Consider the following 13,155-nt stretch of genomic DNA (forward strand, 5'->3'; position numbering starts at 1 on the left):
GACCAAAAGTGCGCTATGTGAAACGGTCGCCATGAATGGCGACCCTACATCAACCCGCCAACCCAAAACCCTGCTTACCGTTCTTCTTGATCTGATACATCGCCTCATCGGCGCGCGTCAGCGCCTCATCGAAGCTGTCACGTTCCTGTACCTGGGCAATACCAATCGATGCACCAATCTGCGCGTGGCCGTTATCAATATCAAACGGCGTCAGCGCGGCATCCAGCACCGCCTGCAGCAAAATGCGTACTTTCGGATAGTCGATCAGGAACGGCATCAGCAGCACAAACTCATCGCCGCCAAGTCGGCCAATCACTACGTTTGGCGGCAACACGTCGGTAATGCGCTGACTCAGCTGAATCAACACCTCATCACCGCTGCGATGCCCCAGCGTGTCGTTAACGTGTTTGAAGTTATCAAGATCGATAAACGCCACACACAGCGGTCCCTGCGCTTTCATCTTGCTGAACTGCGTGTGCAGCGCATGGCGGTTAGTCAGTCCGGTAAGCGGATCGTGATGCGCCAGCGATGAGAGCTGCGCTTCATACTGCTTCTCTTTGGTCATATCGATATGCGTGCCGGTGACTTTGATCGGATTGCCCGCTTCGTCCCATTCGGTGACGCGTCCGCGATCCAGCACCCATTTGATGTTGTCGTTCTTGCCCAGCATGCGGTGCAGCGCTTCGTAGTAAGGGGCGCGCCCTTCTATATGATCGTAAAAGGCTTTCAGCACTTCGTCGGCGTCATCCGGATGCAGGCGATCGCGCCACACATCAAACTGGGCTTTGGTCTCTTTCGGCTGAAAGCCCAGCATCGCGCCCCAGCGGCGGTTAAAAATCACCAGTTTGCCGCTGGGAATATCCAGCTGCCACAAACATAAACCGGTTCCATCCAGCGCGGCACTTAGCTTATTACGCGCGTCATGCGCTATACGCTTTAATCGCGCATTATGCTTTTTCAGGTTCTGAATCTGCTGACGTAGCGCTTCTTCTGACATGGTCGGCTGATGGAGAGGAAATAAGCGCTATTTTGCCTGCCAGGAAGTTTCTGTAAATAAAACAAATGAAAAGCCGATTAGCAGCGGTAAATTGGAGAAACTTCAGGAGTTACGTCGAAAGTTTCCAGTGAAAACAGCTGACTAAACTTACTTAAGTACCAGCCTTTAATAAACTCTACGTTATTCATCTGCTTAAACATCTCAACTCAGCTATTGTTATCCGCGCACCATTTTTCAGATATTTCTTAACTGGCATTTAATTCCTGCAGAGTTGCGTGCCGCTATGTGATGAAACCTGACGCAGCTAACACACCGTCAGAAGGTTGCGCGGCCACGCTGGCGGTGCAGAACGCTGGCAAAGATGGTTGAGAGTTGATTCGTGGGCAAACGCATTCTGAGCATGATTTTCCTGTTGGGCTGGTGCTTCTCTGCCTGGGGTGCTTCCACACTCAACTTCACGCCACGTTACGGATTGATTTCTCCGGAAGTCACCCTCAATCCTGAAAGCCAGCGCTGGCTGGCGCGCCATGCGGTATTACGCGTGGGCGTCTGGAGCCATACTTTACCGCCTTATTCGGTGGAATTTGAAAAGAATGCCTTTGAGGGGCTATCCGCCGATTACCTCGCCATCGTCGCCAAAACGCTTAACCTGCCAGTGGAGATCAAACGCTATAAGACTCGGCTGGAGTTGGTTGATGCGCTCAATAACAAGCAAGTTGATCTGATTCCCTATTATCCGCAGGCCGCCAATCACGAGACGAAACTGGCGCTCAGCATTCCGTATTCACTGGCGCAAAGTGTGTTGATCAGCCGTCGTCAGGCAAAATTTGATCGCGAATTAAAAGACAGCCGCTATCGCCTGATGTACTACGGCGATGATGAGTTGCGAGATCTGCTGCATAAACGTTACCCCAATGCGAGCTTAGCTCCCGCGTCGCCTCCACTCTGGGCATATACCGATACAGCCTTAAATGAAGACACCGTGTTCTGGAGCAACTCTGCTACACAACGTTATTTGTCACAGCGCGGTCTGCAGAACATTATTGAAGGTCATAGCACGCCTTATATGAACGACGTTGATGCTCGCTTTGCCACACGCGCCAACAATGCGCCATTGATCGCCGCGATTAATGAGATTCTGACCAATATTCCGCTGCGTAACGCAGTACAGATCGCGGAAGCATGGGGACTGGATTATCAGTCTGTGGTGAAAAACCATCCGCTGGATCTAAGCGAAGCCGAGACGCGCTGGCTGGCGCAGCACCGGGACATCACGGTGAATTATGATCCGACACATCTGCCTTTCACCTTTCTGGATGGCAAGCAGCGCATCGCCGGGCTGAGCGTGGAGTTACTGAAACTCATCTCACAGCGCACCGGTATCCGCTTTCGTTACCAACCGATGCAAGGTTTGAGCTCCATGCGCGATGCGCTGGTTAACCAACGCGATTCTCTGATCGTTGTGAGCGATGCCGCTTCCCAGCAAAGCGATCACATCCGCTATACGCGCACCTATATCTATTCGCCCTGGGTAGTGATGACACGCAGCGACAGCAAATGGCGCAGCTTTGATGAGATGGCAGGTAAACGCATCGGTATTTATGAGCGCTCCTATTATCGTTTTGATCTGCGTCAGCGCTGGCCTGCCATCGATTTTAGTGAAAATGCCGTTTCAATCGATTCACTCGGGCAGCTACAGGATAAGCAGGTTGACGGCTTTATCGTGCCTTATGAATCCGCGCAATATTTGCTGAATAACCACTTCAATGACCGCTTCAGAGTGGCGTTTGTCGCGCCGTTGCCGATGTTTCGCATGGCGATGGCCGCCAATGCGGCGGATGAACACCTCATCTCAATCCTGAATAAAGCATTGTCGGATATTCCCCAACCTACGATGCAATCCCTGATGGAGCGTTGGATCAAATACACGCCACCGGCCACCAGCACTTCATGGCAGAGCTATCGCAGCTACGTGCTGCGCATCGTTGCCGTGGCTGGCGTCTGCCTGCTGTTTTTCCTGTGCCGCAACCATCTGCTGAAGTCTTCGCTGGCGAAGCAACGCCAGCATGAACGAGAAATGAGTAGCCAACTGCACTACATCGAAACCCTGCTGGATGATGTCCATAAGGCCAAACGGGCTGCGTTGCGCTCTAGCGAGGCCAAAAGCACGTTTCTCTCACATATGAGTCACGAAATTCGCACCCCGCTCGCGGCGCTGATTGGCTTGCTAGAGATTGAGCATTTAGGCCAAAGCGATCCCCAGCAACGACAGAAAAATATCGATTTGGCGTGGCAATCTTCACGTTCGCTGCTGTCACTGGTGGGCGACATACTCGACCTGGCGAAAATCGAATCCGGCCATTTCAGCATTCGTCTTCTGCCGATGTCGCTAAGCGATGTGGTGCACGATACCGAAGCGCTCTTTCGCCAGGTGGCCCATAACAAAGGGCTGGCGCTGAATGTAATGCTGGATATCGATCAAGATGCAGTGCTGTTTGATCCCGTTGCGCTGAAGCAAATCCTGGCGAATCTGGTCAGTAATGCCATCAAGTTCACTACGCATGGCGAAGTTGAAGTGGCGTTGTATCAGGCCGAAGTCAGCAAACCCGAATACGTACTGGAAGTGTGTGACAGCGGCGTTGGCCTGACACCCGAGCAACAAAAAGCCATTTTCGAACCCTTTATTCAGGTTGATCAGGGCACTAATCGCGTCAGTGGTACCGGCCTTGGCCTCAACATTTGCCGTCGCCTGGCGGTGATGCTGGGCACCGAGTTGCATGTAGAGAGTGAACCGAATGTAGGAAGCGTATTCATGCTGCGCTTTACCGCCCAGCCTGCGACGCTGACCGACGCAGAAGTTGAGCCGGTGGAGGAACATCCGCAGGTGTCACTCAGAATGCTAATTGTCGATGACAACGCCACTAATCGCCTGCTGCTGGCGCAGCAACTACGTTACGCCGGACATCATGTGCTGGTGGCGGAAGGCGGCGAAGAGGCGCTGGCATTGTGGCGCGAACACGAAGTTGATCGCGTCATCACCGACTGCAATATGCCCGGCATGGATGGCTTTGAATTTACCCGCCAGTTACGTATTGAGGAGAAGCTACTAAACCGGCGTGCGGTACCGATTTATGGCCTGACGGCGATGGCCGAAGAGCGCGTAGCACAACTCGCGACGCAGGCTGGCATGGATGGTTGCCTGTTTAAACCGCTGGAGCGCACGCAACTGCTGCGGGTGGTCACTGGCAATATCGCCAGCAGCACACGCAATGAAACCCTGCTCACTTTGGAAAACCTGGCAGCCAACGATCCGCAAGCCTGGTGCGATCTGGTCACCACCGCACAGCAACAAAATGCGCGCGATCTTGCCCAACTGCAGCAAGCCGCTCTGGCAGAGGATTTCGCGGGTGCACGCCACGCCGCTCATCAATTACTCGGCAGCGCCAAATTGCTGCGAGCTGAAAGTCTGCAACAGAGTTGCCTCGCCGCCGAACAGGCAGCAGAGCAACGAGAGAGTGTGTTTTTGCAACAACTGATACCCGCAGTTACCACCGCAGTTGCAGAACTGGAAGCGCTCTTCCATCACGCACTGAAAAAGAATCCCAATAATGAGGTGAAACCATGAAACAAGATGCAATCTGGCAGGTTGCCGTATTAGATGATCATCCACTAATCGGCAAAGCTATTCAGTACCGACTGGCGCAGGAAGCGCTGCTGGATCTGGCGGGTGCTTTCTCTCAGCGTCAGCAGTTGATGGCTTTTTTACAGCGTCACTCAGTAGATGTCCTGGTGTTGGACTACATGCTTGGCGAGGAGGAACTCGATGGCCTGCAGATGGTAAAACAGCTGCGCGTGCGTTATCCGGAGATGAAAATTTTGGTTTCCTCAGCGGTGGAAAAACCCGCGATAGTCCAGTTGCTGCTGAAAGCAGGTGTACATGGCTTTGTGGGTAAAAGCGAAGATCAGGAAGTGCTGATTGCCGCCTTGCACCAGGTTTGCCGTAACAAGCGTTTTCTCACCCGCGACATGTTGCTGGAGATGGACAAGTTTCAGGAAAGCGACCGGGAAATGCATGATTACCTGCTGCCGCGCGAGCTCGGCGATGACATTGCATTGCTGCTACGTGAGCTAAGCCCGCGCGAGCTGGAAGTGATCCGCTGCTATCTTGACGGCTTAAGCGTCACGCAAATCGCCGGTAAATACGCGCGCAGTCGCAAAACCATCAGCGGGCAAAAGCAGACCGCGCTGCGCAAACTGGGGCTGCGATCCGATCTGGAGCTCTTCAAATACAAAGAGCATTTCAGCGATCTGGCCGTGCATCTTTGAGCCTCGCTTAATGCGGATAAATTGTGTTCTGTGACGCGGATCAAGGCTTATTGAACGCACCGTGCTGTCATGATGTTTACTAGAATGGTAGTTTATCAGTTATCACAGACACGATAACGGTGGATGACATTATGCAACTGACAATGCGTTGGTTTGGTCCGAAAGAAGATAAAGTTTCGCTGGAATATATTCGTCAGGTGCCGGGCGTGCGCGGCGTAGTGGGCGCGCTGTATGACGTGCCGGTGGGCGAAACCTGGCCGAAAGAGAAGATTAACGTGCTGGTTGAGCAGGTGCATGCCGCCGGGCTCACCGTGGAAGTGATCGAAAGCGTCAACATTCACGACGACATCAAAATCGGTCTGCCGAGCCGCGATCAATATATCGAAAATTATAAGCAGAGCATCCGCAACCTGGCCGAGGTTGGCGTGAAGGTGATTTGCTACAACTTCATGCCGGTGTTCGACTGGATGAAGACCGACATGAACTACGTGCTGCCAGACGGCTCTCTCACCATGGCGTTCGAGAAGAAAGGCATCGATAAGAGCCTCGACGAGGTGGTGCAGGAAGTGCTGGGCAACTCCAACGGTTTCGCCCTGCCGGGCTGGGAACCGGAACGTCTGGCAAAAGTGCAGGATCTGTTTGCTCAATACAAAGATGTTGATGACGCGAAACTGCGCGAAAACCTCGCTTACTTCCTGAAAGCGGTGATCCCGGTATGTGAAGAAGTGGGCGTGAAGATGGCGATCCACCCGGACGATCCACCGTATTCGATCTTCGGCCTGCCGCGCGTGGTGAAGAACCGCGACGATCTCGACTGGATCTGTAACGTGGTCGATTCTGAGGCCAACGGCATCACGCTGTGTACCGGATCGATTGCCGAAGATCCGAGTAATGATGTGTACGCTATTCTGGCTGAATTCTCGCGCCGCAAACGCATTCCGTTTGCCCATGTGCGTAACATCAAGATTATTCAGGATAAAGATTTCTACGAGTGCGCGCACCCAACGGAATACGGTTCGCTGGATATGTATAAAGTGCTGCAGTCGATGCATGACAACGGCTTCGATGGCTATATCCGTTCGGATCACGGCCGCTTTATCTGGGGCGAAACCGGCCGTCCGGGCTACGGCTTGTACGACCGCGCGCTGGGCACCACGTATCTGCTGGGATTGTGGGAAGCGCTGGGTAAGCGCTGAGTTTTACGCGGTGCGCACATTTGCGCCATCGTAGGGCTGATGAATCCCCACAAAAACGAAGCAGGCACAGTGGAAAAATGATCTAATTATTGCGCCAACAAAAAATAAGATCGCCACTATGCCTGCTTCCGCATTTTGCCATAAATTTTTACGGGAATCTTTAGCCAGCACCCATCAGTATCGTCGTAACGCCCTCACTGATATGACGATTTCCCTGACCCGCGGTGCTTCCCTCAATCTGACCAGCATTGGTCGCTCTCTTGCGGGCGATGCCCGCGTTAAGCACAAAATCAAACGCGTTGACCGCCTTATGGGGAATGCCGCCCTCCACCGGGAGGTGCCCGCGCTGTCACGCGACATTATCTGCTGGCTTATCCGGGACATGAAGGAGTGCGTCATTGCCGTGGACTGGAGCGCCTGGCCGACTCAGTCCTTCAGCCTTTTGCGTGCCAGCCTGCTGGCGGATGGACGCGCCATCCCGCTGCTGAGCCTCATCGCAGAAGGCGATAAGCTGGGAAATCCCGACCTTCAGAACCGTTTTCTGGACGACCTGGCCGGGTGCCTGGGAGACAGGAAAGTGACCATCGTCACCGATGCCGGGTTCCGCCGCGAGTGGTTTAACCGCGTTCAGTCGCACGGATGGCACTTCATCGGCCGGCTCAGGGGCAACGGCGTTCTGAAGCTGGCCGGAACGGAAGAGTGGGTAACGCCGGGTCAGCTAAAAGCCGGCACAACGCCGCGCTGTGCTGGTGCGGCCCGGCTGACGCGATATAAAAAATCACCGGCTTACGGCTTCGTGCACGTTCATAAGAGAGCACCCAAAAATCGTCACGGAAAGAAAAGCCGGGATCGTTTTTTTTACACGCGCGAAGAGGCAAACCAGAGTCGCCTGGCCCGTGAGCCGTGGGTGCTGTTTACCAGCGATGCGGAGCTGAAGTCACGGACGATAATGAAGCTTTACAGCCGGAGAATGCAGATAGAGCAGAACTTCCGGGATGAAAAGAGTGAACGTTACGGTATGGGGCTGAGAAGCAGCTTCAGCCGGAGTGTGGAAAGGATGTCAGTGCTGAACCTGCTGTCGACGCTGTGCAGCATCGTACTGTGGCTGATGGGCTACGCGCTTGAAAGAAAAGGCGAGCACCGGTTTTATCAGGCGAACACGGTGCAACACCGGCGAGTACTGTCATACCTTACGCTGGCAAGAAATGCGATAAGGCACAACCCGGCAGGGATCAGTCAGCTGGATATAGAAACGGTGCGAGCCGAACTATCAGCGAGTTACAGGAATATCGTATATGTGTATTAACGATATTCCTGGGGATCCCTCAGATCGTAGGGTCGCCATTCATGGCGACCTTTTCACATTAAGCTCAGCGCCAGCGGGCGTGCACCCAGCGATCGCGAAAGTCTCTGGCACACTTTCGATCAGATCCTGCGCGCTATCGTTGCCGTATTATATGAAGGTGCGCATGAATGCGCACCCTACGAAAACCTGTCCAAACGACCGTTTTACGCTTAACTGACGTGCATCAGGAAACCTATTGCCAGGCTTTAAACAACAAACTGGCATTCACACCGCCAAAGCCAAAACCGTTGGAGAGCGCATAGGTCATCGCCGTCGGCTGCGGTTTGAGCGCCACCAGATTCAGCCCAATAGCCGCTTCATCCGGATGCTGCAGATTGAGCGTCGGCGGTGCAATCTGGTCGCGCAGCGCCAGAATCGAGAAGATCGCTTCCACGCCGCCCGCCGCACCGAGCAAATGTCCGGTGGCCGATTTGGTGGAAGTGATCGCCACCTTGCTGCCAGCGAACAGCGAACTAATTGCTGCCAATTCGCCCTTGTCGCCGACCGGCGTCGACGTGGCATGCGCATTAATATGCTGCACCTCTCTCGCCGTAATGCCCGCCTGCGCCAGCGCGGTTTCCATCGCGCGGCGTGCGCCTTCGCCATTTTCCGGACCGGCGGTGAGATGGTAAGCATCGGCGCTGGTGCCGTAACCCACCAGCTCCGCCAGCGGTATTGCGCCGCGCGCCTGCGCATGTTCCAGCGATTCAATCACCAGCAATCCCGCGCCTTCGCCCATCACAAAACCGTCGCGGTCACGATCAAACGGACGTGAAGCCTGCTCAGGACGATCGTTAAAACCGCCCGACATCGCCTTCGCTGCGGCAAATCCGGCCAGGCTCACGCGATGGATCGCCGCCTCGGTGCCACCGCACAGCGCGATATCCGCTTCGCCGCTGCGAATCATTCGTGCCGCATCGCCAATCGCCTGCGCACCCGCCGCGCACGCGGTTACCGGCGCGCCAATCGGCCCACGAAAACCGTGCGCAATCGAAACGTGTCCGGCCGCCAGATTGGCAAGGAACGAAGGAATGGTAAACGGCGACAAACGACGCGGCCCACGCTCGGCGGTGGTTTCAACCGCGTTGGCGATCTCATTAAAACCGCCGATGCCGGTGGCGATCACCGTGGCGGTGCGCTGCTGCTGCGCGCTATCTTGCGGGAACCAGTTAGCCTGCGTCAGCGCTTCATGCGCCGCCACCAGCGCGAACTCGATAAAGCGATCCATCTTCTTGCGATCTTTGGCGGCAATAATGCCGTCGGGATTGAAACCATGCTGTGGATCCTGCTCCAGCGTCGGCACCTGTCCCGCCACTTTGCAGGCGATATCCTGCACCATCTCCGGCGGCAAGGCGCTAATGCCCGATTTTCCCGCCAGCAGCGACTGCCAAACCGCTTCCGTGCCGCAACCCAGCGGCGATACCAGCCCCATGCCGGTAATGACAATTCGTTTCATCTTTAACTCCTTAATCTGCAGGTGCTGAGTTGCACCTCAGCATGATGATTGCAGCGCTGGCGGCGCGAATTTCTGGGTGTTATCTCCGGCGCGCTTTTTCTGCAGATAATTATGGCGATAGTGCATCATCGGCTCCGCTGCCGCGCCGGGCACCATCTGATATTTATCCAGCGTCAGCGGCTGACCGTTTTCGCTATCGACCATCTGCATCTTCACCGGACGCTGCGTGGCGGTTTCCACCAGTTCCATCTGACGACCTTCCGGCGAGAAATGGGTGCTGCCCCATTCGGTCAGCGCCAGAATCACACCGCGAAAATCGCGGCCAACAGCCGTCAGGTGATATTCGAAGCGTGCCGGGCTGGTGCTGTAACACACCTTCTCCAGCAAGCCATCGTCCACCAGCTCTTTCAGCCGTCGCGACAAGATGTTGGGCGCCACGCCGCTGCTTTTCTGGAATTCATCGAAGCGGGTAAAACCGGCCAGCGCATCGCGCATGATCAGTATGCTCCAGCCATCGCCAATGCGACCAAGGCTGCGCGCGATGGGACAAGGCATGTTGTAGAGCGGTTGGTTTTTCAAGGTTGGATATCCGACATCGGTGTGATGTCGGATACTGTTGCAGAGTGACTTTCATTTTGCAAGTAACTTGCAGAATGAAAGTTTGTAGCGAGAATAAAAAAAGGTGCGCATGAATGCGCACCCTACAAAAACCTTACCCCGCACTCACCCCGTAGGGTCGCCATTTATGGCGACCTGGGTTTACGTCCGCACCCGCAATCTCGCCTCGATCTTGTCGGCGATCTTGGTAACCACATACGCAATCACCATATAAAACACCACCGCCACCAGGAAGGCTTCGAGATAGTAGAAATTCAGCGCCGCCGTCAGCTGCGCCTGAGCAAAGATATCCACCACTTCGATGGCAAACGCCAGCGACAGCGCTTTCATGATCACCATAAAGGCGTTGGCCAGATCGGGAATCGCCGCCACAATAATCTGCGGGAACATCACGCGGCGGAACAGCTGGCCGCCGCTGTAACCGAGCGACAGCGCCGCATCCGATTGTCCGCTATCAAACGAGTTAAGCGCGCCCTTCCACACTTCCGCCTGAAACGCCGCGACGCAGGCACTCAATGCGACGATGATGATCACCCAATTCGGCAGCGAGTGCGCATTCACTTTCACGCCGAACAGTGTGGCAACGAAGTCCAGCGCCGGCGGCAAACCGTAATAGGCGAGGAAAATCACCACCACCATCGGCACGCCTTTGAAAGCAATCTTGTAAGCGATCACCAACTGGCGCAGCACTGGAATGCGGCGATGTTCAATAAAGGCAAACAGCCCGCCGAGCAGCGTCGAGCAGATAAACACCGTTACTGCCATCAGCAACGTCACCGGCACCGCATCGAGAATGCTCCAGAAGTCCGGCAGTAAAACCTCAAGATCAAACATGGTTTCTCTCCCTCATCAGACGCTGGTGAATTTGACGCGCGCAGCGGTTTTCGAGCTGTACTTCGCGTGACGTTGTTCGAAGAAACGGATAATCAACCAGGCTACGCCGCACAGCAGCGAATAGAGCACCGCCAGCACCAGATAAGTGCCGAACTGATATTGGTTGTAGTCGCGTTCCATGATCAGATGCGCAGTCGCCATCACATCCGCCGCACCGATGTACATCACCAGCGCCACGTTATGAATCAGATAGATAATCGCATTGCCGTAGCCCGGTAGCGCATAGTGCACCGCTTGCGGACCAACAATGCGCAGCATTTTCTGGCGGAAGCTGTAACCCATGCTGTCGGCGGCGTCATGCTGGCCGCTCTCCACGGCGAGAAACGCCGGGCGCATCACTTCGGAAAGATAACCGCCGTGATACAGGCTCAGGCCAATCATCGCCGCGATATTGGCGGTGACAAAATCGCTGAAGCCAAACTGCTCGGCCACCAGCGGCAAGCCATAAAAGGCGACAAACAGCTGCAGCACCACCGGCACGCTGCGCGCGTACGAGACGTACAAATCGACAAACTGGCTGATGACCGGGATGCGGCGCACGCGGAATACGGTGGCGATCAGCGCCAGGAAGAACCCGACGATCATCGCGACAAACATTATGCCAAGCGTCAACGGCAGCGCCGAGAGCAGCTCGGGAATCATCGAAGTCAGATTCACGGTGAAACACTCCTGCTAAAAAAGAGCCGGTGAATGCGTCGTAGGGGCGGCCCCTTCCAACGCATCATCGAGCACAGTGAATCGCTTACTTCATATACTTAGAAACGTCTTCGCCAAACCACTTCTGCGCCAGCTTATCCAGCGTGCCGTCGGCTTTCAGCTGTTGCAGCGTTTTGTTGATGTCGTCATTCAGCGCCTGGTTCTCGGCCGAACGGTGAATCAGCACGTAGGTGTTGTTGATGGCAACTGGCTCGCTGGCTTTGATTGCCAGTTTCTGGTTGTCGATCACCGTTTGCTCGCCAAGGTTCGAAGGCAGGATCAGCGCATCATATTTGCCACGCTGCACCTCTTTCAGACGGTCCGGATAAGGCACGCCAGCGCTCGAGGCTTTGATCTCAACCTTGTCGTTCGGGTTTTCCTGCTGCCACTGCGTCACGAATTTGTACACGCCGCCGCCGGCGGTGACTGGAACGATGTTCTTGCCAACCAGATCTTTCATGCTGTTGATGGTGCTATCGCTGCGGCTGTAGATCTTCATCAGGCTGGCACCGATCGGCGCATCCGGGATCAGGAACTGTTTGCTGCGCGTTGGCGCTTTGTAGTAACCGCCGGTTGCCATGTCATATTTGCCAGTGGCGAGGCCGGTTTCCTGGGCGATATCCGCCGCACCTTCCATCACGAATTTGTACTGCGGCAGTTTGGCGTTGATGGCTTTCAGCACGTCCGGCTCGTAGCCCTGCGGCTCGTGACCAATCGCGCCCCACGACAGCGGTTTAGATTCCGCTGCAGTAGCGATTTTAATGGTGCGCACCGCGTCAGCGAAGCTGTTACCGCTGATCAGTGTCAGTGCGATGATGCCAGGCGCGGCCAGGCGACGTAATGTGGTTTTGATTGCAGGCATGTCGTTGATTCCTTTTAATTATTAGAATACGCGTTCTGAATTGAGGAACTGAGCAAGTCGCGGCAGGGTTGGATTATCGAACATCTCAGTCGGGCTGCCCTGCGCGGCCACCACGCCCTGATCCATAAAGACGATGCGGTTCGAGATGCTTTTGGCGAACTGCATTTCGTGCGTCACCAGCAGCGAGGTAATGCCGGAGGACGCCACATCTTTAATCACTTTCAGCACCTCGCCCACCAGCTCCGGATCGAGCGATGAGGTTGGTTCATCAAACAGCATCACATCAGGGCGCACCGCCAGCGCGCGGGCGATGCCGGTACGCTGTAGCTGGCCACCGGAAAGCTGCGATGGATAGTGATCGAGCTTGGCGCCCAATCCGACGCGCTCCAGCTCCTGCACGGCGATATCGCGCGCTTGCTGTTTGCTTTTGCGTTGAATGACGATCAGCGGATCCATCACGTTTTCCAGCACCGTCATGTTTTTGAACACGTTGAACTGCTGGAACACCATCGCGGTACGCAGGCGGATCGCCTGGATCGCCGCTTTATCCGGTGACTGATAATCCATGCGGATTTGATCGAGCTGAATGGTGCCCGAAGTCGGTTTCGCCAGATAGTTAATGCAGCGCAGCAGCGTGGTTTTACCGGTGCCGCTTGGCCCGATGATCGACACCACATCGCCGCGTTTCACCGACAGATCGACGCCTTTCAGGATCGGCGTGATGCCGTAAGAGAGCTTAATATCGTTGAGTTCTAACATGCAGCA

General features: G+C 55.1%; 11 protein-coding genes. 4 read left to right on the forward strand and 7 right to left on the reverse strand.

The features are described 5' to 3' along the window. Window positions 1-49: 49 nt before the first annotated feature. Complete coding sequence (locus VIJ98_RS16595) at window positions 50-997, reverse strand: sensor domain-containing diguanylate cyclase (RefSeq protein WP_008107179.1); 948 nt, start codon at window positions 995-997, stop codon at window positions 50-52. A 379-nt stretch (window positions 998-1,376) separates the two neighbouring features. Here VIJ98_RS16595 and VIJ98_RS16600 point away from each other — a divergent pair, with 379 nt between their 5' ends. From VIJ98_RS16600 to VIJ98_RS16615, 4 genes are all read left to right on the forward strand, one after another. Then, a complete protein-coding gene (locus VIJ98_RS16600) occupies window positions 1,377-4,622 on the forward strand; it encodes a transporter substrate-binding domain-containing protein (protein ID WP_323275070.1) in 3,246 nt (1,081 codons plus the stop codon). Further along, complete coding sequence (locus tag VIJ98_RS16605; protein ID WP_008107174.1) at window positions 4,619-5,323, forward strand: response regulator transcription factor; 705 nt, start codon at window positions 4,619-4,621, stop codon at window positions 5,321-5,323. Before VIJ98_RS16600 ends, VIJ98_RS16605 begins: the two co-directional genes overlap by 4 nt. Window positions 5,324-5,454: 131 nt before the next feature. Beyond that, a complete protein-coding gene (gene uxuA, locus VIJ98_RS16610) occupies window positions 5,455-6,519 on the forward strand; it encodes a mannonate dehydratase (protein WP_323275073.1) in 1,065 nt (354 codons plus the stop codon). A gap of 118 nt (window positions 6,520-6,637) precedes the next feature. Next, window positions 6,638-7,825 (forward strand): IS4 family transposase, encoded by a 1,188-nt coding sequence (locus VIJ98_RS16615; protein WP_323271415.1) that lies wholly within the window; start codon window positions 6,638-6,640, stop codon window positions 7,823-7,825. A gap of 232 nt (window positions 7,826-8,057) precedes the next feature. On the opposite strand, the gene fabF is transcribed toward VIJ98_RS16615, so the two are convergent. From fabF to VIJ98_RS16645, 6 genes are all read right to left on the reverse strand, one after another. Then, complete coding sequence (gene fabF / locus VIJ98_RS16620; RefSeq protein WP_323275075.1) at window positions 8,058-9,320, reverse strand: beta-ketoacyl-ACP synthase II; 1,263 nt, start codon at window positions 9,318-9,320, stop codon at window positions 8,058-8,060. Between the two features lie 36 nt (window positions 9,321-9,356). Further along, entirely contained in the window at window positions 9,357-9,899 is a 543-nt protein-coding gene (locus VIJ98_RS16625; protein WP_154192506.1) for a helix-turn-helix domain-containing protein, read from the reverse strand. A gap of 180 nt (window positions 9,900-10,079) precedes the next feature. Next, entirely contained in the window at window positions 10,080-10,772 is a 693-nt protein-coding gene (locus tag VIJ98_RS16630) for an amino acid ABC transporter permease (protein WP_061720264.1), read from the reverse strand. 15 nt (window positions 10,773-10,787) lie between these two features. Then, window positions 10,788-11,474: an amino acid ABC transporter permease gene (locus VIJ98_RS16635; protein WP_154155525.1), complete on the reverse strand. Its 687-nt coding sequence runs from the start codon at window positions 11,472-11,474 to the stop codon at window positions 10,788-10,790. Between the two features lie 100 nt (window positions 11,475-11,574). Next, on the reverse strand, window positions 11,575-12,390 hold the full coding sequence (locus tag VIJ98_RS16640; RefSeq protein ID WP_008107157.1) for a transporter substrate-binding domain-containing protein: 816 nt from the start codon (window positions 12,388-12,390) through the stop codon (window positions 11,575-11,577). A gap of 21 nt (window positions 12,391-12,411) precedes the next feature. Then, entirely contained in the window at window positions 12,412-13,149 is a 738-nt protein-coding gene (locus VIJ98_RS16645; RefSeq protein WP_323275079.1) for an amino acid ABC transporter ATP-binding protein, read from the reverse strand. Window positions 13,150-13,155 lie beyond the last annotated feature (6 nt).

Origin of the sequence: Pantoea sp. S18 (assembly GCF_045689705.1) — a bacterium.
Taxonomy (GTDB): domain Bacteria; phylum Pseudomonadota; class Gammaproteobacteria; order Enterobacterales; family Enterobacteriaceae; genus Pantoea; species Pantoea symbiotica.